This window comes from uncultured Albimonas sp. (assembly GCF_963977235.1).
Taxonomy (GTDB): domain Bacteria; phylum Pseudomonadota; class Alphaproteobacteria; order Rhodobacterales; family Rhodobacteraceae; genus Albimonas.
Genome location: NZ_CAXBOD010000002.1, coordinates 192,336 through 214,887, shown reverse-complemented (window position 1 = coordinate 214,887; position 22,552 = coordinate 192,336). Strand labels below are relative to the sequence as shown.

Sequence of the window (22,552 nt, the reverse complement as noted above, 5' to 3'; positions counted from 1 at the left end):
TCAGCCCCTCCCCGGCCGGCGCCGGACCCCGCCGACGAGCAGCGCGGCGGCGGCGAAGAGGACGGCGACGGCTCCCGGCGGGGCGGCGACCTGGCGCGCGAGGCCGGCCGCGAGGAGCCCGGCGGCCGCGCCGAGAGCAAGCCCGGCGAGCGCCCCGCGGCCGCCGCGCACCGGGGCGGCCGCGCCCAGCGCCAGACCCAGCAGCAGGCAGGCGGGCAGCAGCAGCACGGAGGGGGGACCCGCGGGGAAGGTCTCGGCCAGCGGACCGCCGGGGGCCGACGCGGCCTCGGCCGCAAAGCGCGCGGCGCCGGCAAGCGCCAGGGCGACGGCGATGACCGGAGCCGGCAGGCGGGGGGCGAGCAGCGCCGCAAGCCCCAGCGCCGCCGTCAGCCCGCCGCCCGAGAGATAGTCGTCATAGCCCGCGCCCACCGGCAGCCAGACCAGCGCCGCCGCCGCCGCCGGCGCCGCCGCCAGTCCCGCGAGCAGCGCAGGGGCGGCGAGCCACGTGGGGCCCGCGCCGCGGGCGGGCGCCGCGGCCGCCGAGCCCGCCGCAGACTCGAGGGCGGCAATCTCGGGGGCCGCAGGCGCAAGGGCGAGAGGGTCGGGGCCGACAGGCTCGGAGGCGGCCGACCGGGAAGCCTCGGGCGGATCGCCGACCGACAGGGCCTCCCCCGCCGCGACGGGCGCCGAGCGCGCGGCCATCGTCCGGGGCGGTGCGCGCCGCGGCCGCGCGGGGCCCGCGGCGAGCAGCGGCGCGGCGAACAGCGCCAGCGCGCCCAGCGCCAGGAAAGCGGCGCGACGGCCGACCGCCTCGCCCAGCAGGCCGCCGGCCAGCGGGCCTGCGACGAGGGCCGCGAAGATCAGCAGGGCGCGCACGGCGCGCGGCGAGGCGGCCGGCGCGAAGGACGCGGCCAGCGCCGCCCCCGCGAACCCCGCGCCCAGCCCCGCGCCCAGGCGCAGCGCCGCGAACACTTCCCACGAGCGGCACCAGTAGGTCGCCGCGATACAGGCCCCCGCCAGCGCCAGCGCCAGGGCCCGCAGGACCGCCGCGCGGCCCGCGGCGCCCCGGCCGACAAGGGCGCCCAGCAGCAGCGCCAGCAACTCGATCAGCAGCGGCGCCGCCGGTTGCCAGGCGACCGAGGCCCACAGCGATCCCCGGTCGATCGCGAAGTTCGCCGCCAGCGGCGCCGCCCCCGCCCAGAGGGCCAGCGCCGTCGCCAGCCGCCAGGACGCGGCGTCGCCGGCCAGGGATACGGCCGAGGGCTCCGCCGCCGGGGTGTTCGGCGCGACGGGCGTCGCCTCGGGCGCGACGACAGCAGGCGTCGCGGCGCGAACAGGGCTGGAGACGGCGACCTCATCGTCCTCGGTCGCGGGCAGGGTCCAGCGGGCCTGAACGCCCGCCAGGATCGGGTCGATGCGTCGGCCGAGGCTGCCGTCGAAATCGATCGCCCGGATCGTGGCCGCGGCCTCGAGCAGCTTCACCCGGGCCGTCTGCACGCGCTCGACCTGGCGGGCGAGGGCCTCGGCGGCGGCGGCGAAGCGGCCGCGGGCGCCGGGGGGCGGGGCCTGCGCGAAGTCGCCCTCGGCGGCGCGCCGGACCGCGCGGCGCAGGCGGCGGCGCGCCGGCTCCTGGGCGAGCCCGAGGAAGCCTGCGGTCACCGCCCCTCCCGCCGCGCCGGCAAGCGCGGCCGCCAGCCACAGCGCCGTCTGCAGGCGCAGCATCGCGTCCTCGAAGAGGGGCGAGGCCGCTGCGACCACCAGCGTGGCGCGGCCGGCGGCGCCCTCGACCGGGATCGAGACGCCGGCGACGTCGGGCGCGGTGGCCGCGAGCGGGCGGCCCTCGGCGTCGAGCAGGGCGAGCGCGCGGACCTGGGGCGCCTCGCGCGCGATGCGCTCGAGCCAGGGTTCCACGTCGGGGATCCGGTCGAGCGGGATGCCGAGGTCCAACGCGCGGGCGACCTGACCCGCCACCGCCTGGCCCACGGCCGCGGCTCCGGCACGGGTGGATTCGGTCAGGATCGGGACGCTGTAGGCCAGGCCCGCCCGCAGCATCAGGTGCCCGGCCAGCGCCACCGCCAGCGTCAGCGCAAGCGCGGTCAGCAGCGCCGGCGTCCAGACACGGGCGCGGGCTTCGCGACTTGAGAGGAGCGCCGGCGCCCCGCGGGCCGGCTGCGCCCTCGCGCCCTCGGGACAGGGGGCGAGGTCGGGGCGGGGCGCGGAGGTGTCGAGCTCAGGCTCGAGCATCGCGGAATCCGGGCCAGGGGTTGGCGCGTCGCCCCTTGGGAGGCGGTCAGGGGCGTCGGGCGCGCCGGGGGGGCGAGGGTCGGGCACGGCGGGCTCAGGCCTCGTCCGCGGCAAGGACCTCGGCCGCGGCGCGGTCGTGATCGGCGACGGCGCGGTCGGCGGCGGCGCGGACCCTGGCCGCAGGGGTCTCGGGCGCGCCGGGGGCGGGGGCGCCAAGCGCCTCGGCCAGGCGGCGCACGTCGCGGGTGGAGCGGTCGAGCGCCCACCACGCCACCCCCAGCGCCAGCGCCATCGCCAGCGGCGCGAGCCAGGCGGCGCGGGCGGCGAGCACGGCGGCCAAGCCGTCGGCATGGCTGGCGCGGGCGGCGTTGGAGATGGTCGCTGCGACATGGCCCACCGGCTCGTCGAAGTCGTTGCGCATCGCCTCGCCGACCACGATCGCGCCTAGCTCCTCGACCCGCCAGCGGTCGCCGACGGCGCGGTAGGCGAGCGCGCGCCGCCAGGTCTCGGGGATCGCCTCGCCCACCGCGCCGCGGTCGGTGTTGAACAGCGAGATCCCGGCCGGCGAGAACACCTCGACCGCCAGGACACGGTCGTCGGCGGCCTTGGCCTGCTCGACCAGCGCCTGAGCGACGCGAACGTCGGGGAGGGCGAGGCCGAGGCCGACGTTGGCCTCGATCGAGCCGCTCAGCTGGGAGAGGAGGAAGTCCACGTTCGCCTCGGCCGAGCGCAGGCCGAGCCGGTCGAGCCCTCCGAACACCAGCGCCGCGGCCAGCGCGAGGGCCGCGGCCGTGACGCCCGCGAGGGCCAGGAGGATCCGCGAACTGGGGGCCATCGGGGGACGTGTCTCGGGCGGCGAGGGGGGCTGGGCGGGGCGGGACGGGAACCGGGCCACGCTAGCCCGCGGCCCGGGGCCTGTCACCCGCCAAAACCGGGCGCCGGCGGCGGGCGAAGGCGCCGCGACGGGCCGCCCGCCAGGGACCGGCGGTCCGCTCGCGGCGCGTCCCGGGCTCGGCGCGCGTGGCGACCGCCGCCCCGGGCGAGCCGTCCGCCATGCGCCGCGGGCGGACCCTGGCCGCAGCCGTTCCGCCCGACGCGGCGCCCGGGGCCGCCCGCGCAAAGGCTCCGCCCGCGCGACCGCGATGCCGGTCGGGGGCGACCTACGCGGCGCGCGCAACCTGTCCCCCGGGGGCGCGGGCGTCCGCGGGCGGCGGTCGTGCCGGGCGCCCGGGCGGAAACGCGCCGCGGGCGGAAGGCTGCGGCCGGGCGCGACAGCCGACGCGGCGCCCCCCCGGTCCGGGGGGCGCGCGCCGGGACAATGGGCGCGCGCAGCGCCCTGTGCGCTGGGAACCGGGCATGATAGATTTTTCGAACCTGTTCAGGCGCCCTCGCAACTTCGACCTTCCGGCGGTTCACCGATGATTCGGCTTGCAGCCCGCACGCTTCCCGTTTTCGCCGCGATCATCGGCTTTGCGATGGCGCTCGCGGCCTATCTGAACTTCTCGGGCGTGCGGACCGCCTACCTCGACCTGGTGCGCGCGCGCGCCGGGATGATCGCGCGCGACATCGCCGCCGACGCCTCCGCCGCCCAGGGCTTCGGCATCCGCCTGACCGAGCAGCGCACGCTCGCCGAGCTGCTGGCCCGCCAGGCCGCGACCGATCCGCTGATCCTGTCCATCGACGTGACCACGCCCGACGGCCGGGTCCTGTTCTCCTCGGCCCCCGCCCGGGCCGGAGCGCCGGCGCCGCCCGCCGGCGAGGACGCCGCCTTCCGCCAGGCCGAGCCGGTGATCGGCGCGCTCGGCGCCCCGGTCGGCGAGGTTCTGGTGCGCCTCGACGGCGCCACGATGGACGCCACCGTGGCGGGCCTGCGCCGCGACGTCCTGCTGGGCGCCGTGCCCGCCGGGCTGGGGGCTGTCGCGACCGGCTGCCTGCTGGCGCTGGCGCTGCTCAGCCGGCTGCGGGCCCGGGCCCGACGCGCCTCGGCCGCCGAGCATGCCGACATGATCGCAGAGGCCGAGAACGAGATGGCGGGCCTGCGCCCGTCGGCTCGGCGCTAGGGGGGCGCGCAGGATGAAGAGCCTTCGGGTCCGTCTCTCGGCCGCCCTGCTGGCCGCCCTGCTCGTCGCGCTGCTGGCGATCTCGTTCGAGACGGTGCGCCGGGCCGACGCGGTGCTCTCGCCCGAGATCGAGCGCAAGGCCGCCACGCTCGCCGACTCCTCGGCCGCCCTGATCGGCAAGGCGCTGGCGCTGGGCATCCCGGCCGACCGGCTGCACGGGCTCGACGCCCATTTCGCCCGCATCGTGGCCGAGAACGACGACATCTCCTGGATCGCGCTCGAGGGGCCCGACGGCGCCCCCCTGCAGATCACCTACGCCCCGGGCGGAGAGCGCACGCAGACCGCGGGCGTGGTCTCGCGCCCCGTGCCCCGCCCGGCCCCGAGCGCGGGTCCCGGGTCGACTGCCGAGCCGGGCGCCGCGCCCGACGCCGCAACGCAAGCCCGCGCCGACCCGACGCCGGAGGCGGCACCGCAGGCGAACCAGGCTGCGGCGACGGGCGCAGGCGATGTGCCGGCGCTGGCGGTCAGCGTGGGCCTCGATCCCGCCTTCGCCCGCGACGTGGTGGCAAACCTGTGGATCGACCTCGCCATCGTCATGTTCGTCACCGCCGTGGTGGCGCTGGAGCTGATCTACGTGGGCCTCGGCGACGGGCTATACGCCGCCATCGACGGGGTCGAGCGGCGGCTCAACAACATCTCCCGCGGGGACCTGCGCAGTCACCAGCCGGTCGAGGCGCGGGGCGAGTTCGGAGCCCTGGCCCACGCCCTCGACAGCCGCATCGAGAAGCTCCACGCCGCCTACGCCCAGATCCGCGACCGCGCGCTCGAGAGCGGCGACCGCGCCGCCCGCCAGGCGCTCGAGATGCTCCAGGACCGCTTCGGCCTCGGCCAGATGCTGAGCGCCGCGGGTTCGGGCAAGGTGATGGCGGTGCGCGCGCCGCTCTTCGTGTTCATGCTGGCCGAGGAGCTGACCCGGCCCTTCCTGCCCGGCCATGTCCGCGCGCTCGCCCGCGCCGCGCAGGGCGAGGGGGCGCTGGCGGGACTCGACCCCTCCTTCGTCGCCGCCCTGCCGATGATGGCGTTCCTCGCCGTCGTCGCGGCCTGCCAGCCGCTGCTGGGCGGCGTGACCGAGCGGCTGGGCCGCCGGCGGGCGATGATGCTGGGCGGCGCGGTGGGGCTGGCGGGCTATGCCGCCTCGGCCTTCGTCGAGGGGCTCGCCCCCTTCGCCGCCCTGCGCGCCCTGACCGGTTTCGGCTTCGCGATGGTCTTCGTCGGCGCCCAGGGCTACGTGATCGACGCGACCGCGCCGGCGCAGCGCTCCTCGGGGATGGCGGTGTTCATCTCGGCGATCCTGGTCGCGGGCGTCTGCGGCCCGCCGATCGGGGGCATCCTGACCGACCGCATCGGCGTCTCGGGCACGTTCCTGGTCGCCGGCCTCTTCGCGGGCCTGTCGCTGCTGCTGGCCTGGCTGGTGATGCCCGAATCGGGCCCCGTGCGCGCCGCCGGCCCCGCGATCCGCTGGCGGGAGTTCGGTCGCGTGATCGCCTCGCCCTCGCTGGCCGCCCTGTTCTTCCTGTGCGCGATGCCCGCCAAGATCATCCTGGTCGCCTTCTGCTTCTTCCTCGTCCCCCTGCAGATGGAGGCGCTGGGCGCCTCGCAGTCGGCGACGGGACGGATGCTGATGATCTACCCCATCGTCATGGTGCTGCTGGTCCCGACCTGCGCGAAGCTCGCCGACCGCTGGCGCGCGCGGGCGGCCTTCGTGGCCGTGGGCGGGCTGCTGGCCGGCGCCTCGGCCTTTGCGCTGGCGGGCGGCGGCGACGAGGATCCCGCGCGCATCGCCCTGATGCTGCTGGGACTGGGCCTGGGACAGGCGCTGTCGATCGCCGCCCTCTCGGGCCTTGTCGGCGACTACGGGCGCCGGCACGCCGGGGAGGTGACCGAGGGCTCGGTCTACGGCATCTTCCGCCTGGTGGAGCGCACCGGCAACGCGCTGGGCCCGCCGGTTGCCGGCGCGCTGCTGGGGCTTTACGGCTTCGCCGACGCGGCGATGATCGTGGGGGGCGCGGCGATGGCCTGCGCCCTGGTCTTCGGCCTGGCCGCGCTTGCGCTGCGCCCGGCCGATCTGGACGTGGAAGGCGTGGAGGGCTGAGCGATGCATGACCCCGACCGGAGCCCCCCGCCGCTGGGCCGCCGCGCCTTTCTGGGCGGCGCCGCGGGCCTGATCGCCGCCGGCGCCGCCGGCCCCGCCCTGCCCCAGTCGCGTCCCTGGCGGATCTACCGCGTCACCTACCGCGGGCGCACCGAGGTCGAGGACGGCTTTGACGACTACCTCGCCGCCAACGGCATCGCCGCCGAGTTCATCGAGCGGGACGCCGACCGCGATCCCGGCAAACTTCCCGGCTTCGTCGAGGAAATCCGCGAGCTGCGCCCCGACCTGGTGGTCACCTGGGGCACCTCGGTGACGCTGGGCATCGCCGGGCGCCACGACGACCCGGCGCCCGAAACCCATGTCCACGACACCCCCGTGGTCTTCGCGCTGGTCTCGGCGCCCGAGGAATCCGGCCTCGTCGCGGACAACGACGCGCCCGGGCGCAACGTCACCGGCGCGGTGCACATCGTGCCCCCCGAGACGCAGCTGCGCGCCATGCACTCCTACCGACCGATCGAACGGCTGGGCGTCCTCTACACCGCCTCCGAGGAGAACTCGGCCGCGATCCTCGAGGAGCTGCGGGCGCTGCGCGAGCGCATGGGCTACGAACTGGTCGAGCGGCAGTTCCGCGTCGACGGCGACGGCCGCCCCACCGCCGAGGGGATCGAGGAGCTGATCGCCGAGATCGCCGGGGAGGGGGCCAACTGGCTCTACCTGCTGCCCGACACCTTCCTCGGCACGCAATACGACCGGGTGGTCCCCGCCGCGCTCGCGCATGCGCTGCCGACCTTCGGGGCGGCCGAGCTCGCGATCCGCAAGGGCGGGGCGCTGGTGGGGCTGATCTCGCGGTATTACTCGGTGGGGCAGCTGGCGGCATCGAAGGCGGCGCGGGTGCTGCGCGACGGCGAGGACCCGGCCGGGATCCCGATCGAAACGCTGAAGCGGTTCTCGCTGATCATCAACCTGCCGGTGGCCGAGAAGCTGGACCTGTATCCGCCGATCGAGATGCTGAACTATGCCGAGGTTCTGACGGGCTGAGGGCGCAGGAGCCGCCGCCTCGCCGGGAAGCGGGGCGCGTACAGGGGGGGAGCGCGCGATGTCCGCGCCGGGGGATGAGCGGGACGGCAGGGCCGGCCGGCGGGACGTGAGCTTCGCGCCGCTGGGGCCGGAGGATCTGGACCGCGTCTATGCGGTGCACCTCGCCGCCATGGCGGCGGTGGGCGACCCGAAGCTGGTCAAGCCCGAGGACCGGGACTTCTTCGCCCGCCTGCTGGCCGGCGAGGGCCGCCTGCTGGGCGCCCTGCGCGGCGGCGAGCTGCTGGGCTACGGCGTCCTCCAGCTGCACCTGCCGCCGTCCGAGGACGCGCGCCCCTGCCTCGGCCTCGCCGCCGCGGAGGGGCTCGCCAAACTCGCCGGCGCCGGGGTGCGGCCGGGCGACTGGGGCGCGGGGCTGCATGACGTGTTCATTGACTGGCGGGTGAGCGAGGCCCGGCGGCTGGGGGTCGAGCACCTCTACGCCACCGCCGCGCCGGGCAATCCGCGCAGCTGGACCAACCTTCTCGCGGGCGGCTTTGCGGTGCGCGCGCTGCAGGAGAAATACGGCGGCCACCTGCGCTACTTCATGTGGCGCCGCGCGCAGGCCCCCGCGACGCCGGAGCGCGCGACTCCGCCGGGCGCGGGCGCGGGCGCGGCGCCGGACCCGGGCGAGGGCGCCTGGATCGCCGCCGACGACACCGCGGCCCAGCTCCAGGCGCTGGCGGAGGGACGGCTCGGCGTGGGCTGGCGGCTCGGCAAGGACGGCCGGCGCGAGCTGTGGTACGCCCGACCATGAGCCGCCCCGCGCCCCGTCCCGCCGCCTCTCCCTCCGAGGCGTGTCCCCCCAAGGCCTGTCCCTCCGGCGTCCCGCACGCCGGCGTCCGCCAGGCCGGCGCGGCCGATCCCGGCGACCGCCAGTCCGGCTCGGCGCCGGCGGGCGCCCCCGGCGCCGCGCCCCCCAACGCCGGCGCCCCTGCGGCGACGCCTGCCGCGCCGCGCGAGGCGAGCGCGCCGGTGCTGCGCGTGGACCTAGATGCGGTGCGGGCCAACTGGCGGGAGGCCAAGCGGCGCAACGGGGCGGGGCGGCTTTCGGCGGTGCTCAAGGCCGACGCCTACGGATTGGGGATGGCGCCGGTGGCGCGGACGCTGGCGGAGCTCGGCTGCGCGGATTTCTGGGTGAACGACCTGCATGAGGCGGTGGCGCTGCTGGCCGCCGTGCCGGGGGCGCGGGTGTTCTGCCTGATGGGGCTGGCCGGCGCCCGGCCCGCCGATTTCGTCGCGCGCGGGGTGGTGCCGGCGCTGGTCTCGATGGCCGAGGTCGCGCTTTGCGCAGACGCCGCCGCCGCGACAGGACGGCCGATGACGGTGGCGCTGCAACTCGACACCGGGTTGGGGCGGCTGGGGCTTTCGGAGGCCGACGCGGCGCGGCTCGCCGCCTCGCCCGAACGTCTGGCGGGCCTCGAGACGGCGGCGCTGGTCTCGCATCTGGCCGCCTACAACCTGCCCGACGATCCCGGCAACGCCGCGCAGCTGGATCGCCTGAAGCGGCTGGCGGCCGGGCTGCCGCCGGCGGCGCTGAGCCTGTCGGCCTCCTCAGGACTGTTCCTGGGGCCGGAATGGCGGCTCGACATGGCGCGCGTGGGCAGCGCGCTGTTCGGCACGCAGACCTCGGTGGCGTTCCAGCCGGGGCTGCGGCCGTGCTATTCGCTCGAGGCGCCGGTGATCGCGGTGGCCGAGCATCCCGCCGGCCGGCGGCTGGGCTATCGCGGAACGACCGAGCTGACCCGCCCCTCGCGCATCGCCACGCTGGCGGCGGGCTATGCCGACGGGCTGCCGCAGATCTACGCCGAGGCCGGGCGCCCGCGGATCGCAGGCCGCGCGGTCCCGGTGGTGGGCGGGGTGGCGATGAACCTGACGATGCTCGACGTCACCGACCTGCCCGAGGGCGCGGTCCTGCCCGGCGCGCGCGCAGTGCTGCTGGACGCGGACGCGCCGGTGGAGCCGCTGGCCGAGGCGATGGGCTGCGCGCCCAACGTGCTGCTGACCCAGATCGGCGCGGCGGTGCGCAGAAACTACCTCGGCATCTGAGGGCTGCGGGGGCAGGCGCAGCGCATGGAGGCGATGCTCAAGAAGCTCGCGCGGGTCCCGGCGCGCCCCCGGAAGGGCCGAGCGCAGGAGACCCCGGGTCAGGCCCGGGGCGCGTTGCGCGCGGAGGCGCAGGACGCCCGGCGCGCGGACGCCTCGGCCGGGCGCGCTCAGCCGGCCGAGAGTTCGGCGAGCGCCGCCTCGGCGTCGGGCCAGATCCGGAACAGCTTGGCAAAGCCGCTGATCGTGAAGACCTCGGCCACCGGCTCGCTCATGCCGCTCAGACCCAGCGGCACGCCGGTCGCTTTCGAGCGACGGGCGGCCAGAAGCAGCACCCGCAGGCCCGCCGAGGAGATGTAGGACAGGCCGGTGAAGTCGACCAGCACCGGCTCGGGCGTGTCGAAGCAGGGGAGGAGCGCGTCCTCCAGCTCGCGGGCCGAGTTGCTGTCCACCCGCCCCTGCGGGCGGATCACCCTCGCGCCGCCCCGGGTTTCCGTCTCGATGTCCACGCTCGCTCTCCTGTTCCCGCTCGCTCAGCCGTGCAGCCGCTTGACCAGGGTCATCTCGTTGACCCCGTCGCGGCGCGCGTAGGCGACCTCGTCCATCATCGACTGCACCAGATGGATGCCCAGCCCCCCCATGGCGCGGTCGTCGAGGGCCGCGTCCACGTCCGGCGGCTCGGCCCCGGTGGGGTCGAAGGGGCGCGCGTCGTCGCGCACCACCGCCCGCGCGGCGCCCTCTGCGATCGTGATCGTGACCTCGATCCGCCCCGCCGCGCCGTCCTCATACCCGTAGCTGATCGTGTTGGTCAAAAGCTCGTCCAGCGACAGGGCCAGCGCATGGGCCGCGGCCATGGGCAGATCGTTGGCCTCGCAGAAGGCCTCGACCGCCTCGGCGAGGCGCCCGACCTCGGCCAGGTCGTTGACCAGCGTCAGCGAGAGCGCGGTCATGCGGCGGGCGCCGGCAGGGGACGGGACGGGGCGAGGGGCTCGACCCGATAGACCGTCTCGCGGCCGAACTTCTTGGGCAGCTCCATCTCGCCGACATAGGTCATCGCGAATTCCGGGGCGAAGGGCTGACCGGTCAGCAGCGCCTCGTGCTGGCGGGCGTCCATCTCGGCGCGCAGCAGGGCGACGAAGTGCTGGGAGGCGTAGATCTCGCCAGGCGCGGCCACCCCCTCGATCCGCGCGGCCCGGTTGACGTGATGGCCGAAGATCATCGAGCGGCCGGTCAGCGGATGCAGGCCGACATAGACCGGGCCCGCGTGCAGGGCGACGCGGAAGCGGGGGCGGGCCTCGAGCCCGAAGCGGTCGAGGTCGAGCTCGGCCACGCCCTCGGTCAGCTCGGCGGCGTATCCGGCAAGGTCGGTGGCGGTCTCGGCCGCCGCGTGGACCGCGTCGCCCCAGGTGTTGATCAGGATGGGGGCGGTCGAGCGCGCCTCGATCCGCATCTGCACCTCGGCGAGGAAGTCCCACAGCAACGGCACCTGCTCATCGCGCAGGGTGGAGTAGGTGGCGAGATCGGCGAAGAAGATCGCACGCACCACCAGCGGGCTCGCGCCGAAGGCGAGCGCCCCGAGGCCGGGCGCGATGTCGGCGAGCGGCGCGTCTGTCCCGCCGCGGGGTTCGTCGAGGTCGATCAGGGACAGGCGCTCGATCTCGGGCCACTGGTCCATGAAGTCGGCGGGCGAGCCGGGCTCGGCCGGAGCGGCGGGGCTCCAGCAGACCAGCAGTCGGGCGGCGGCGCCCAGCGCGTCGGCGTGCAGGCGGGCGAGGCCCTGGAGGACCTGGTTGTTGAAGCGAAGCTGGATCTCGTCGCCGGCCAGACGCTCCTCGCCCGAGGTGTCCACGCGGGCGGCGGCGGCGCGCACGGCCTCGAAGCGGGCGAGATGGGCGGGGCCGGCGGGCGCCACGTGCCAACGGGCGAAATCCTCGGGCGCGCAGGGCAGAAACAGGTGCAGCTCGGCGCCGCGGGCGAGCGCGGCTTCGGCGAAGACCAGGCCGGGGCCGGCCGAGGGGCAGGCGTAGGCGACGCGGGCCGTGGGGGGGAAGGCGGCCTCGATCTCATCGCGCAGGGCGGATTCGCAGGCGGGCGCCAGCCACGCCGGGTCGGCGACGTAGGGCGCGGCGCACAGGATCACGGCTTCGGCGCTCACCGGCCGGTTCCTCCCAACGCCTCGTGCAAGCTGGGGGAACTCTAGGCGTCGCCCGGGGACGGGCGCAAGCGGCGATGCCCCGGGGACGGGCGCAAGCGGGGATGCCCGGGGGCGGGGGCAAGCGGGGATGCCGGGGGGGCGGGGCAAGCGGGCAGGTCCGGGGACGGGCTCGCAGGGCGCAGGCCGGCACGGGCGTCGCGAAAACGTCGCCGGGGGCCGGCAGGGTGGGCAGCGACGACGGGCCGGCTTGCGCCGGGGCGCTCGGAACGCGATGTCTGGCACAGACGGCAGTCGCCGCGACCCCGGGTCGCCGCACGCCGCGGGCCGGAATCGGCCTATACGGAATTTCCTGCCGGCCGGCAGGCAAGAGCAAAGGATCACGCGCATGGCGACGCTTCTGCACCCCGACGCCCCGAATTTCCGCTCCTTCTGCGGGCTGGCCCTGCCTGACGGGCGGCGCGTGCGGCAGGGGCGGTTCTACCGCTGCGCCTCGCCGCGGACCTTCGGCCCCGCGGGGATGGAGGCGCTCGAGGCGCTGGACCCCTATGCGGTGATCGACCTGCGCGGGCGGGACGAGGCGACGGTCAACGCCTACGTGCTGCCCGACGCGATCAAGGACCGGCGCGTGGCGCTGCCGATCGAGCCCAAGACCGGCGACCGCGTGCGGGCGCTGGCCGAGGCCGGTCTGCTGGACCGGGAGAGCGCGCGCGAGGCGATGCGCGAGACCTACCGCTATTACGTCGAGGAGAACGCCGACGTGTTCCACGACCTGCTGCGCCTCGCCCACGAGAGCGGCGGACGTCCGATCGTCTGGCACTGCGCGGCGGGCAAGGACCGCACCGGCTTTGCGGGGGCGATGATCCTGGGCACGCTGGGGGCGACCGAGGAGTCGGTGATGGCCGACTACCTCGCCACCAACGACCTCTGGCAGCCTCCCGCCCATTCGACCGTCCACGCGGTCCCCGAGGCCGCGCGCGAGGCGCTGCGCCGGGTCGAGACCGACTACCTGCAGACCGCGCTCGACGCGGTCGCGCTGCGCTATGGCTCGATGTCGGCCTTCGCGGCCGAGGCGCTGGGCGGCGAGGACCAGGTGGCCCGCTTCGTGGCCGAGGCGCTGGAGGACGCGCAGGCGGCCTGATCCCCTGCCCCGCGCCGGACAAGACCCGCCGCCGGACCTCCGGCGGCGGTTTTCGTTCAGGCGGGGTCTGCGCCTCGACAGGCGCTCTGCGGGGGCTCGCCGGCGGGGGGGGCCGCAACGGTGGGGGGGCGCGGCCGGGCGCGGGCCCTAGAGCCGCTCGCGCGTGACCCGCGCCAGCTTCTCCAGCGTGCCCTCGAGGGTGCACAGGTCGGTGCCCGCGGTGGTGACGGCGTCGGCGGCCGCGGCGACGGCGAAGGCGATGGTGTCCTCGAACGCACGGCGCTCCGACAGGCCGATCGCGAGCGCCGCCACGAAACTGTCGCCGGCGCCGGTGGTCGAGAGGACCTCGACCGCCGGGGGGGCGCAGCGCCAGGCCTCCTCGGCGGTGGCGGCCCAGGCGCCGTCGCCGCCGAGCGTCACGATGGCGATTTCGGCGGCGCCGCGGGCGACAAGCTCGCGGGCCAGCGCCTCGGCCTCGGAGGGGCCGAACTCGGTCCAGCCCATCAGCTCCATCCCCTCGTAGTGGTCCATCCGCAGCACGTAGGCGCCGGTGTTGGGCTGGGCGGCGACCTCGAGCGGGCGGCCGGAGGTGTCCACGATCACTTTCGCCCCCACCCGCCCCGCGTGGGCGCAGAGGCGGCGCGGGAAGTCCTCCGGCACGCCGGGGGGCTGGGAGCCCGAGAGGACCACCAGGTCGCCCGGGCGCATCGCCTGCGTGAGGGCGGCGAGCGCGCCCTGCCAGACCGGCTCGCCCCAGGGCTCCCCGGGCATCACGAAGCGATACTGGCCGCCGGTGGCGTGGTCGTGGACGGCGATGCTCTGGCGGGTGGGGACGCCGCAGTCATGCCAGATGGCGGGCAGGCCGCCGGCCTCGAACCGCTCGCGGTAGGTCAGGCCGAGCGGGGCGCCGGTGCAGATGAACGCCTCGGACGCGCCGCCCAGCTTGCGGATGGCGCGGGAGACATTGGCGCCGCCGCCGCCGGGGTCCGTCTGCGGCGGCGTGCAGCGCATCTTGTGGCCCTCCTCCAGCCGCGCGACGCCGGTGGTCAGGTCGAGGGCGGGGTTCAGGGTGACGGTCAGGATGCGGGACATGCGCGCTCCGATTGCTCTGCTGTCTCGCGGGAGCCTATCGGAGCGCCCGCGCCCGGCTGAACCCCGCGCGGCGCCGCAGGAGGGCGCGCGCGGGCTCAGGACAGGGTGAAGAGAGGCCGGAACTCGGTCATGTCGTCGAACAGGCAGACCTCGGGCGGGCCCAGGTCCAGCGTCGGCAGGGCGCCCAGCAGCGCGGACTCGGCCTCCGAGAGCATGGCGTCGGCCTCGCGGGCGTCCTCGGGCGCGGGCCAGTCGATCAGATAGGCGAGCGTGACGTGGAAGCGGTAGTCCGCATGCCCCGGACGGGCCGCGAGGCCGGTCGCCGCGGCCAGGCGGTCGCGCAGGGCGCGCAGGCGGGCGTCCTCGGCCGGGGTGCGGCCGCTGAGCGCCACGCCCATGCCCGAGGGCGACAGGGTCAGCCCGTCGAGCTTCATGGCGAACACCGGGTCGGTGTCGAGCGAGAAGCCGCGCAGGGCTTCGATCAGCGCCTCGTCGGCGAGGCGGCCGGACAAGGTGGGCGAGAGGTGCTGCGGCCAGGCCGCGCCGCGGCGGCCGTGCAGCAGCATGTCGAACATCGTCATGTGGAACGAGGCGGGCGGCAGCCAGGCCCAGAAACGGGCGAGACCGGCGGCCTGCATCGTGGCCCGCACGGTGGCGAGCGCCGCGTTGGCCGCAGGCTCCCGCACATGGGCGATGACGGTGCAGCCGGGGTCTGGCAGCGCGTGGCCCTGGGCGTCGAAGCGCAGGTCGAGGTAGGTCGGGGCCGCCTCGCCCTGGCGGGCGGCGAGCGCGTCGGTCAGTCTCACAGTCGGGCCCCGCTGTTGGCGTCGAACAGGTGCAGGTCGGCGGGATCCGCGGTCAGCGACAGCGGGCCCGAGGGCAGCGGCAACGCGGCGTCGGCCGCGATCACCACCGGCGCCCCTGCCGCGAGCCCGTGCAGGAGGCGGGTGGCGCCCAGCTCCTCGACCGCCTCGAGCGCGAACGGCAGGCCGGCGCCGGGGGCGGCGAGGCGGGCCTTCTCCGGGCGCAGGCCGGCCTTCGCCGGGCCCTGGGGCGCGCCGAGGGGGGCCGGGATCGCGGCCTCGCCCACGCGCAGCCGGTCGCCCTCGACCACGGCGTCGAGCAGGTTCATCGCCGGCGCGCCGATGAAGGAGGCGACGAAGGTGGTGGCGGGGCGGGCGTAGACCTCGGCCGGGGTCCCGACCTGCTCGACCAGACCGCCGTTCAGGACCACGATGCGGTCGGCGAGCGTCATCGCCTCGACCTGATCGTGGGTCACATAGATCGCCGAAACCCCCAGCCGGCGCTGCAGCTTGCGGATCTCGAGCCGCATCTGGTTGCGCAGGCGCGCGTCGAGGTTCGAGAGCGGCTCGTCGAACAGGAACACCTTGGGATCGCGCACGATGGCCCGGCCCATCGCCACCCGCTGGCGCTGGCCGCCCGAAAGCTGGGCGGGCTTGCGGTCGAGGAACTCCTCGATCTGGAGCATCGCGGCGGCCTGGGCGACCTTCTCGGCGATCACCTCGCGGGCGATCTTTCGGTTCTGCAACCCGTAGGCGAGGTTCCTGCGCACCGTCATGTGCGGGTAAAGCGCATAGTTCTGGAACACCATGGCGATGTCCCGGTCGGCGGGGTCGGCGTCGTTCACCCGGCGCCCGTCGATGCGGATCTCGCCCTCCGAGACCTCCTCGAGCCCCGCGACCATGCGCAGGAGCGTGGACTTGCCGCAGCCGGACGGCCCGACGAAGACCACCAGCTCGCCCTGCCCCACCTGGATGTCGACGCCCTTCACCGCCAGCGCCCCGTTGGGGTAGCGCTTGACCACGCCGTCGATCTCGAGCGTCAGGGCGCGGTCGGAGGGAACGGGCGGGCCGACGGGGGCCCAGTCAGAGGCCATGTCGGAGGTCACGTCGGAGGCGACCGCTTCGAGGATCTTGATCATTTCTCGCTCTCCACCAGGCCCTTCACGAAGGCGCGCTGGAAGATCAGGACGATCAGCGCGGGGGGAACCATGGCCAGGATCGCCATGGCCAGGGCCTTGTTGTAGTCGGGGATGTTGGCGCCGATCCACACCTGCAGGATCTGGCGGATGCCGCGCACGATGGTGAACATGCCCTCGTCCGTGGTCATCAGCGCGGGCCACAGATACTGGTTCCAGCCCACCACGAACATGATGATGAAGATCGCGGCCATCATCGTCTTCGAGAGCGGAACCAGGATGTCGATGAAGAAGCGCACCGGCCCCGCGCCGTCGATGCGCGCGGCCTCCAGCAGCTCGTCGGGGACCGACTTGAAGAACTGGCGGAAGAAGAAGGTGCCGGTGGCCGAGGCGATCAGCGGCAGGATCAGCCCGGTGTAGGTGTTCAGAAGGCCCATCGACTGCACCACCTCGTAGGAGGGCAGGATCCGCACCTCGAGCGGCAGCAGCAGGGTCGAGAAGATGATCCAGAACGCCAGCGAGCCCAGCGGGAAGCGGAAGTAGACGATGGCGTAGGCCGCCAGCATCGAGATCACGATCTTGCCGACCGCAAAGCCCATCCCGAGGATCACCGAGTTCCAAAGCATCCGCACGCCGGTGACCTCTCCGGTGAAGCCGCCCCGGTCGAACAGGACCGCGCCGTAGGTGGAGGCGAACTCCCCCCCATAGCCCAGCTGCAGCCCCTCGGAGTGGATCACCACGGGGTCGTAGGTCGAGGAGGCGAAGGCCACCACCAGCGGGGCCATCATCAGCAGCACGCCCAAGATCAGCACCGCATGGTGATAGAGCTGCACGCGGCTGCGCCTGCGCCGCGCGCCCGCCGAGGCGGCGGCGCGCGACCAGGAGGCGGCCAGCGCCGGATCGGTTGTGACGGTCATGGGTCTGGCCTCAGGTGTAGTGGACGCGCCGCTCGATCAGGCGGAACTGGATCACGGTGAGAAGGAACACGGCCGCCATCAGGATCACCGACTGGGCCGAGCTGCCCCCCAGGTCCTGGCCGCGGAAGCCGTCGAGATAGACCTTGTAGACCAGCGTCACGGGGTTGTTGCCCGGCTCGCCCTTCAGCATCACGTCGACGACGCCGAAGGTCTCGAAGAAGGCGTAGGTGATGTTGATGATCAGCAGGAAGAAGCTGGTCGGCGCCAGGAGCGGGAACACCACCGTCCAGAACCGCCGCACCGGCGAACGGCAGTCGATCGACGCCGCCTCGCGCAGGGAAGTGGGGATGCCCTGCAGGCCCGAGAGGAAGAAGATGAAGTTGACCGGGATCTGCTTCCAGGCCGCGACCGTCATCATCGCCACGGCGGTGTCGAAATAGTCGAACCCCACGCGCATGTCCCAGCCCAGCCAGGCGGCGAACTCCTTCAGCGGGCCGATGTGCTGGTCGAAGAACATCGAGCCCATCAGCCCGGCCACGGGCGGCGCGATGGCGTAGACCCACATCAACGAGGTCTTGTAGGTCGACTTCCCCCGCAGCACCGCGTCGGCCGATACCGCCAGCGCCAGCGCGATGCCGAGGCTGAACAGCGCCACCACCACCGTGAACAGCGCCGTGAACCGGGCCGAGCGGGCGTAGGTCGAGTTGGTGACCGCGTCGACGTAGTTGTCCACGCCCACGAAGGTCGCCGTGCCGAAGAACGGATCCTCGATGTGGAAGGACGAGCGCACCGCCTCGGCCGAGGGCCACAGGAAGAAGATCGCGACGATCGCCATCTGCGGCAGCAGCAGCAGGTAAGGCGTCAGGGAGGGGCCGAAGAGGGCCTTCTTCATGGGAATGCGGCTCGCGGTGGGATCGTGGGTGGGGGCGAACCCCCGGAAAGGCGGCGGGGAGCGTCCCCCGAGGTCTCGCCGGGGGCCCTCCCCCGGAAAGAGAACGGGGACGCCGCGCGGGCGCCCCCGTCCGCCATGGCCGGGCGATCAGCCCGAGGTCTTGGCGAAGCGCTCCAGGATCTGGTCGCCTTCCTCGTCGATCGTCTTCAGCGCGTCCTCGACCGAGGTCTCGTCGGAGAAGATCTTGCCGGTCTCGCGGTTGATGACGTCGCGGACCTGCGGGTAGAAGCCCAGGCGATAGCCGCGGGTCCACTCGCCGGCCGGCAGCAGCAGCTGCAGGATGCCGGTCTCGGCCGAGGGGGCCTCGTCGTAGTAGCCGTCGGCCTTGGCCATCTCGTAGGCGGCGTTGGTGATCGGCACGTAGCCGGTCTGACGGTGCCACATGTACTGGACCTCGGGCGAGGTCAGGAACTCGAAGAACGCGGCGGTGGCCTGGTTCTCGGCTTCGTCATGGCCGGTCAGCGCGAACAGCGCGGCGCCGCCGATGAAGGTCGACCCGCCGGCGCCCTCGACCGAACCCCAGTAGGGCAGGTAGGTCGAGGCGAAGGGATGCTTCATCGACTGCTGCAGGCCGCCGAAGCTGCCCGAGGAGCCGATCCACATCGCCACGTCGCCATTCTCGAACGGCTGCTGGTTGTCGTTCCAGCCGGGGCCGTAGTAGCCGAACAGGCCCGCGTCCTGCCATTCCTTCAGCTTGTCGAAGTGCATCTGCAGCTCGGGCGTCGAGGACAGCAGCAGCTCGACGTCCTGGGCGGACTCATAGCCGTTGTTCTGCGTCGCGAACGGCAGGTTGTGGCGCGAGAAGAAGTTCTCGACGAAGATCCAGGGCATGTGGCTCTGGGCCAGCGGGACGTAGCCGGCCTCCTTGAGCTTGGGCGCGATCTCCTCGAACTCTTCCCAGGTCTTGGGCGCCTCGACGCCCGCGGCCTTCAGCGCGTCCTCGTTGTAGTAGAGGATCGGTGTGGACGAGTTGAACGGCATGCCGATCATCTTGCCCGAGGCGTCGGCGTACATGTAGCGCACGCCGTCGATGTAGTCGGTCACGTCGAAGCCGGCGCCGGCTTCGTTCAGCAGGTCCTCGGCCGGCAGCACCGCGCCCGTGGCGCCGATGATCGTGGCGCTGCCCGCATCGAACACCTGCACGATGTTGGGCTGCTCGCCGGCGCGGAAGGCGGCGATGACGTTGGTCAGGGTCTCTTCGTAGCCGCCCTTGTAGATCGGGGTGATCCTGTAGTCGGACTGGCTCTCGTTGAACTGGGTCGAGATCTCGTTGACCGTCTCGCCAAGGGCGCCGCCCATGGCGTGCCACCAGGTGATTTCGGTCTGGGCCTGGGCGTAGGTGGCCGTGGCGGCCAGCGCGCCGGCTGCGAGCAGCGTCTTGCGGAGCATGCGTAACCCTCATGAACGTCGGGAGCCCGCGCGCCCCCCGGGCGCCGCGAGCGGACCGTGGCGATGCCTAGCGGCGCTCGATGTCGTGCGGATCACGGTTTGATGTCGTTTGCATTGCAGTCGCGCGGAGCGGCGGCGTCTTTAACCCGGACTTAGCCTCCGGCGGCCCATGACCATCGCGGGATCGGCTTGGGAGGACATGGCATGGCGCTCGTGCGGCGCGCTCTCACCCTGGCGCAGAGCGCCGAAGGGATGTTCGTGATCTGCTGGGTCGCGGTCTACGCCGTGGCAAGCGCCTATGACGTCATGGACGACGTGGTCGGCCTGATGGTCGTGCACGAGGACTGGGAACTCGACGAGCTGCTGCTGGCGCTGGCACTGGCGGGGCTGCTGGCGATGGTCGCGCTGGCCCGCCGCGGCCTGGTGCTGCGCAGGAGCGAGGCCGGACGCGACCGGGCCGAGGCCGAGGTCGCCTGGCTGGCCCTGCACGATCCGCTGACCGGCCTGTTCAACCGCCGCTTCATCGACGAGATGACCGCCCGCCACGGCGTCGACCGCCGCTCGCGCGCGGATCGGCGCGCCGCCGGCCGCCCCTGGGCCTCGGGGCCCGATCGTCGGACCGACGACATGGGGCTGGAGCGGGGCGCGGTGCTGGCGCTGGACCTCGACGGCTTCAAGCAGGTCAACACCCTGGTCGGCCACGAGGGCGGCGACGCCCTGCTGCGCGAAAGCGCGGCCCGACTGCGCCGCGCGGTTCCAGGCGGTGTCATCGCGCGCCTTGGCGGGGACGAGTTCGTGGTGATCGTCGACCGGGCCGTCGCCCCCGATCCGCTGGCCCTGGGCGACCGCATCTGCGCGGCGCTCTCGGAGTCGATCGAGCTTGGCGGCGTGGCGGTGCGCGTCGGCGCCTCGGTCGGCGTCGCGCTGCTCCCCGAGGACACGCCGCGCCTCGCCGAGGCGCTGGGCATGGCCGACGCCGCGCTCTACGCGGCCAAGGACAGCGGGCGCGGCCAGGCGGCCGCCTACCGTCCCGAGATGGGCGACGCGCTGGCTCGCCGGGCCGAGCTCGAGACCGGGCTGCGCCGCGCCCTGGCCGCGAGGCCGACCGAGCCCTCGGGCGCTTCGGACAAGCCGGGCAAACCGGCGGCGGCGCAGGTTTCCCCGGCGATCTCTCTGCTCTACCAGCCGCTGGTCGAGCTCGCGAGCGGGCGCCTCGCGGGATTCGAGGCGCTGGCCCGCTGGACCGGCCCCGACGGCGCCCCCGCCGCCGCCCCGGCGGAGTTCGTGGCGCTCGCCGAGGAGACCGGACAGATCATGCGCCTGTCCGAGCAGCTGCTGAGTCAGGCCTGCGCCGACGCCGTGCGCTGGCCGGAGCGGCTGCGCCTGTCGTTCAACATCTCGCCCACACAGCTCGGGGACCCGGAGCTCGCGCCCCGGATCCTGGGCGCCCTCGCGAACGCCGGCCTGCCCCCCGCCCGCCTGCAGATCGAGGTGACCGAGACCGCGGTGATGCGCAATCCCGACATGGGCGTGATGATCCTCGACAGCCTGCGCGAGGCCGGGGTGCGGGTGGCGCTGGACGACTTCGGCGCGGGCTGTTCCAGCCTCGCCCAGATCACCCGCCTGCGCTTTGACGGCATCAAGATCGACAAGGGCTTCATCGCCCGCGCCGGCGACGCGGGCGAGGGCGACGAGATCCTGCGCGCGGTGCTGGGCCTGGCCCGCGGCCTGGGCGTCGACGCGACCGCCGAGGGGATCGAGACCGCGGCCCAGCTCGCCCGCCTGCGCGCGCTGGGCTGCGGTTTCGGCCAGGGCTTCCTGCTGGGCCGCCCCGCCTCCCAGACCGAGGCGCTGGCCCGCATCGCCGCCGAGGCCGCCCTCCCCGCCGACGCCCGCCGCGCCGGCTGAGACCCGCCGGCGGACGGCGCCGGCGCCGCCGGACCCCTCCCCTCCGCCCTCCGCCAGGCGCCCGGCCCCGGGGATGGCGGGCGGGGCGACGCGCGCAGCGCGAGCGTCCGTCCCGCCGTCCCCTTCGGCCCTTCGCCGGATCGGCCTCGCCCTCCGCCGGAAGGCTCGCAGACCCGAGGCAGCCAGCCCCGACGACAACCCCGGAGCCCCGGCTGGGCCGCCGCGCCAGGACCTTTCGGACCCCGAGGAGTCCGCGCCCGCCCGCCCGTCCTCGCGCAATGCTTCCGGCGGGACGCGATCGCGCCGGGCTGCGGGCTGCGCACCCTCTGCGGCGCGCCCGCGATCGCCGGGAAAACGCAGACGGGGGCCCGCAGGCCCCCGTCCGGCTTGATCGAATGCGGCCTTACTCGGCGGCGACGGCGTCGGAGCCGGCGTCGAAGCGGGCCAGGCGCGAGGCGATGATCTCGTGCGCGTCCGCCATGATCCGGTCGATCAGTTCCTTGACCGAGGGCACGTCGTTGATCAGGCCCTGGATCATGCCGGCCGACCAGACGCCGTGGTCGGTTTCGCCCGAGGTCAGCCCTTCGCGGCCGCGCACGCCCTTGACCAGGTGGGCGACCTCCTCGAAGGGCTTGCCGGCCCGCTCGGCCTCGAGCACCTGCTGGGAGATCGCGTTCCTGGCCACCCGCGCCGTGTTGCGATAGGAGCGGAAGATCAGGTCGGTCGCGCGCTCGTCCTGGTCGACCATGGCCTGCTTGAAAGCCTCGTGGATCGGCGCCTCCTTGGTGGCGCAGAAGCGGGTGCCCATGTTGATGCCCTCGGCGCCCAGCGCGAGCGCCGCCACGAGCCCGCGGCCATCGCCGAAGCCGCCCGAGGCGATCATCGGGATCTTGATCTTGTCGGCGGCCGCCGGGATCAGGATCAGGCCGGGGATGTCGTCCTCGCCCGGGTGGCCCGCACATTCGAACCCGTCGATCGAGATCGCATCCACGCCCATCCGCTCGGCCGAGAGCGCGTGACGAACCGCGGTGCACTTGTGAATCACCTTCACGCCGGCGGCCTTGAAGGCGTCGACATGCTCCTGGGGCTTGTAGCCGGCGGTCTCGACCGCCTTGATGCCGCCCAGGATGATCGCGTCGCGATACTCCGCATAGGGCGGAGGCGTCAGCGTCGGCAGGATCGTCAGGTTCACGCCGAAGGGCTTGTCGGTCATCTCGCGGCAGCGGGCGATTTCCTTGGCCAGCGCCTCGGGGGTCGGCTGGGTCAGGGCCGTGAGGAAGCCCAGGCCGCCGGCGTTGGCCACGGCGGACACCAGCTCGGCCGTGCCCACCCACTGCATGCCGCCCTGGGCGATGGGATGCTCGACGCCGAACAGTTCGGTGAAACGGGTCTTCATGTCGTCCTCCTCCGCGCCTCTGCCGGGCGCCCGTTGCGGGTCGGGCCGAGGGCGTGAACCCCCGGCCCGGCCGTGCTCCTCCCAAAGAGG

General features: G+C 74.4%; 19 protein-coding genes. 7 read left to right on the top strand and 12 right to left on the bottom strand.

The genetic code is table 11. The features are described 5' to 3' along the window. Both AAC134_RS03220 and AAC134_RS03215 read right to left on the bottom strand, forming a co-directional pair. Complete coding sequence (locus AAC134_RS03220; RefSeq protein WP_339947604.1) at nucleotides 1-2,244, bottom strand: hypothetical protein; 2,244 nt, start codon at nucleotides 2,242-2,244, stop codon at nucleotides 1-3. 94 nt (nucleotides 2,245-2,338) lie between these two features. Continuing rightward, nucleotides 2,339-3,079, bottom strand: coding sequence for a hypothetical protein (locus AAC134_RS03215; protein WP_339947603.1), 741 nt, complete (start codon nucleotides 3,077-3,079; stop codon nucleotides 2,339-2,341). A 583-nt stretch (nucleotides 3,080-3,662) separates the two neighbouring features. On the opposite strand from AAC134_RS03215, the gene AAC134_RS03210 reads away from it, so the two are divergent. The 5 genes from AAC134_RS03210 to AAC134_RS03190 are packed head-to-tail and all read left to right on the top strand — an operon-like array spanning nucleotide 3,663 to nucleotide 9,579. Further along, a complete protein-coding gene (locus AAC134_RS03210) occupies nucleotides 3,663-4,304 on the top strand; it encodes a hypothetical protein (RefSeq protein WP_339947602.1) in 642 nt (213 codons plus the stop codon). A gap of 13 nt (nucleotides 4,305-4,317) precedes the next feature. Then, entirely contained in the window at nucleotides 4,318-6,456 is a 2,139-nt protein-coding gene (locus tag AAC134_RS03205; RefSeq protein WP_339947601.1) for an MFS transporter, read from the top strand. Between the two features lie 3 nt (nucleotides 6,457-6,459). Beyond that, nucleotides 6,460-7,494, top strand: coding sequence for an ABC transporter substrate-binding protein (locus AAC134_RS03200; RefSeq protein ID WP_339947600.1), 1,035 nt, complete (start codon nucleotides 6,460-6,462; stop codon nucleotides 7,492-7,494). Between the two features lie 58 nt (nucleotides 7,495-7,552). Further along, nucleotides 7,553-8,287, top strand: coding sequence for a hypothetical protein (locus AAC134_RS03195; protein WP_339947599.1), 735 nt, complete (start codon nucleotides 7,553-7,555; stop codon nucleotides 8,285-8,287). Next, nucleotides 8,284-9,579, top strand: coding sequence for an alanine racemase (locus tag AAC134_RS03190; protein WP_339947598.1), 1,296 nt, complete (start codon nucleotides 8,284-8,286; stop codon nucleotides 9,577-9,579). The genes AAC134_RS03195 and AAC134_RS03190 overlap by 4 nt, the downstream gene beginning before the upstream one ends. A gap of 167 nt (nucleotides 9,580-9,746) precedes the next feature. On the opposite strand, the gene AAC134_RS03185 is transcribed toward AAC134_RS03190, so the two are convergent. From AAC134_RS03185 to AAC134_RS03175, 3 genes are read right to left on the bottom strand one after another with little or no spacing between them, the layout of a single operon-like run. Further along, complete coding sequence (locus tag AAC134_RS03185) at nucleotides 9,747-10,085, bottom strand: STAS domain-containing protein (RefSeq protein ID WP_339947597.1); 339 nt, start codon at nucleotides 10,083-10,085, stop codon at nucleotides 9,747-9,749. A gap of 24 nt (nucleotides 10,086-10,109) precedes the next feature. Further along, nucleotides 10,110-10,526 carry an ATP-binding protein gene (locus AAC134_RS03180; protein ID WP_339947596.1) on the bottom strand — a complete coding sequence of 139 codons (417 nt, stop codon included), beginning with the start codon at nucleotides 10,524-10,526 and terminating at the stop codon, nucleotides 10,110-10,112. Beyond that, nucleotides 10,523-11,731 (bottom strand): adenylate/guanylate cyclase domain-containing protein, encoded by a 1,209-nt coding sequence (locus AAC134_RS03175; RefSeq protein WP_339947595.1) that lies wholly within the window; start codon nucleotides 11,729-11,731, stop codon nucleotides 10,523-10,525. The genes AAC134_RS03180 and AAC134_RS03175 overlap by 4 nt, the downstream gene beginning before the upstream one ends. 385 nt (nucleotides 11,732-12,116) lie before the next feature. On the opposite strand from AAC134_RS03175, the gene AAC134_RS03170 reads away from it, so the two are divergent. After that, entirely contained in the window at nucleotides 12,117-12,869 is a 753-nt protein-coding gene (locus AAC134_RS03170; RefSeq protein ID WP_339947594.1) for a tyrosine-protein phosphatase, read from the top strand. Nucleotides 12,870-13,016: 147 nt separating this feature from the next. On the opposite strand, the gene AAC134_RS03165 is transcribed toward AAC134_RS03170, so the two are convergent. The 6 genes from AAC134_RS03165 to AAC134_RS03140 form a co-directional block, all read right to left on the bottom strand. Then, nucleotides 13,017-13,961 carry a hexose kinase gene (locus AAC134_RS03165; protein WP_339947593.1) on the bottom strand — a complete coding sequence of 315 codons (945 nt, stop codon included), beginning with the start codon at nucleotides 13,959-13,961 and terminating at the stop codon, nucleotides 13,017-13,019. 95 nt (nucleotides 13,962-14,056) lie between these two features. Next, nucleotides 14,057-14,767: a DUF1868 domain-containing protein gene (locus AAC134_RS03160; protein WP_339947592.1), complete on the bottom strand. Its 711-nt coding sequence runs from the start codon at nucleotides 14,765-14,767 to the stop codon at nucleotides 14,057-14,059. Further along, nucleotides 14,764-15,858: a sn-glycerol-3-phosphate ABC transporter ATP-binding protein UgpC gene (gene ugpC, locus AAC134_RS03155; RefSeq protein ID WP_339947698.1), complete on the bottom strand. Its 1,095-nt coding sequence runs from the start codon at nucleotides 15,856-15,858 to the stop codon at nucleotides 14,764-14,766. Before ugpC ends, AAC134_RS03160 begins: the two co-directional genes overlap by 4 nt. A 41-nt stretch (nucleotides 15,859-15,899) precedes the next feature. After that, nucleotides 15,900-16,688, bottom strand: a complete 789-nt coding sequence (locus AAC134_RS03150) for an ABC transporter permease subunit (protein WP_339947697.1) — start codon at nucleotides 16,686-16,688, stop codon at nucleotides 15,900-15,902. A gap of 139 nt (nucleotides 16,689-16,827) precedes the next feature. After that, nucleotides 16,828-17,709 carry an ABC transporter permease subunit gene (locus tag AAC134_RS03145; protein WP_339947591.1) on the bottom strand — a complete coding sequence of 294 codons (882 nt, stop codon included), beginning with the start codon at nucleotides 17,707-17,709 and terminating at the stop codon, nucleotides 16,828-16,830. 147 nt (nucleotides 17,710-17,856) lie between these two features. Beyond that, the gene (locus tag AAC134_RS03140; protein ID WP_339947590.1) at nucleotides 17,857-19,158 is read right to left on the bottom strand and encodes an extracellular solute-binding protein; all 1,302 of its coding nucleotides are present in this window, start codon (nucleotides 19,156-19,158) and stop codon (nucleotides 17,857-17,859) included. A 204-nt stretch (nucleotides 19,159-19,362) separates the two neighbouring features. Between AAC134_RS03140 and AAC134_RS03135 the strand changes: the two genes are divergently transcribed. Further along, nucleotides 19,363-21,066 (top strand): EAL domain-containing protein, encoded by a 1,704-nt coding sequence (locus tag AAC134_RS03135; RefSeq protein ID WP_339947589.1) that lies wholly within the window; start codon nucleotides 19,363-19,365, stop codon nucleotides 21,064-21,066. Nucleotides 21,067-21,469: 403 nt separating this feature from the next. Here the strand turns inward: AAC134_RS03135 and AAC134_RS03130 are convergent, their stop codons facing one another. After that, nucleotides 21,470-22,462 carry a nitronate monooxygenase family protein gene (locus AAC134_RS03130; protein WP_339947588.1) on the bottom strand — a complete coding sequence of 331 codons (993 nt, stop codon included), beginning with the start codon at nucleotides 22,460-22,462 and terminating at the stop codon, nucleotides 21,470-21,472. Between the last annotated feature and the right edge of the window lie 90 nt (nucleotides 22,463-22,552).

Excerpts from the sequence above, each read along its gene's own strand:
- AAC134_RS03215 (WP_339947603.1), bottom strand. The coding sequence starts at position 3,079 with ATGGCCCCCAGTTCGCGGATCCTCCTGGCCCTCGCGGGCGTCACGGCC.
- ugpC (WP_339947698.1), bottom strand. The coding sequence starts at position 15,858 with ATGGCCTCTGACTGGGCCCCCGTCGGCCCGCCCGTTCCCTCCGACCGC.
- AAC134_RS03210 (WP_339947602.1), top strand. The coding sequence starts at position 3,663 with ATGATTCGGCTTGCAGCCCGCACGCTTCCCGTTTTCGCCGCGATCATC.
- AAC134_RS03150 (WP_339947697.1), bottom strand. The coding sequence starts at position 16,688 with ATGATGGCCCCGCTGGTGGTGGCCTTCGCCTCCTCGACCTACGACCCC.
- AAC134_RS03140 (WP_339947590.1), bottom strand. The coding sequence starts at position 19,158 with ATGCTCCGCAAGACGCTGCTCGCAGCCGGCGCGCTGGCCGCCACGGCC.
- AAC134_RS03200 (WP_339947600.1), top strand. The coding sequence starts at position 6,460 with ATGCATGACCCCGACCGGAGCCCCCCGCCGCTGGGCCGCCGCGCCTTT.
- AAC134_RS03205 (WP_339947601.1), top strand. The coding sequence starts at position 4,318 with ATGAAGAGCCTTCGGGTCCGTCTCTCGGCCGCCCTGCTGGCCGCCCTG.
- AAC134_RS03180 (WP_339947596.1), bottom strand. The coding sequence starts at position 10,526 with ATGACCGCGCTCTCGCTGACGCTGGTCAACGACCTGGCCGAGGTCGGG.
- AAC134_RS03130 (WP_339947588.1), bottom strand. The coding sequence starts at position 22,462 with ATGAAGACCCGTTTCACCGAACTGTTCGGCGTCGAGCATCCCATCGCC.
- AAC134_RS03190 (WP_339947598.1), top strand. The coding sequence starts at position 8,284 with ATGAGCCGCCCCGCGCCCCGTCCCGCCGCCTCTCCCTCCGAGGCGTGT.
- AAC134_RS03135 (WP_339947589.1), top strand. The coding sequence starts at position 19,363 with ATGGCGCTCGTGCGGCGCGCTCTCACCCTGGCGCAGAGCGCCGAAGGG.
- AAC134_RS03165 (WP_339947593.1), bottom strand. The coding sequence starts at position 13,961 with ATGTCCCGCATCCTGACCGTCACCCTGAACCCCGCCCTCGACCTGACC.
- AAC134_RS03145 (WP_339947591.1), bottom strand. The coding sequence starts at position 17,709 with ATGAAGAAGGCCCTCTTCGGCCCCTCCCTGACGCCTTACCTGCTGCTG.
- AAC134_RS03220 (WP_339947604.1), bottom strand. The coding sequence starts at position 2,244 with ATGCTCGAGCCTGAGCTCGACACCTCCGCGCCCCGCCCCGACCTCGCC.
- AAC134_RS03170 (WP_339947594.1), top strand. The coding sequence starts at position 12,117 with ATGGCGACGCTTCTGCACCCCGACGCCCCGAATTTCCGCTCCTTCTGC.
- AAC134_RS03195 (WP_339947599.1), top strand. The coding sequence starts at position 7,553 with ATGTCCGCGCCGGGGGATGAGCGGGACGGCAGGGCCGGCCGGCGGGAC.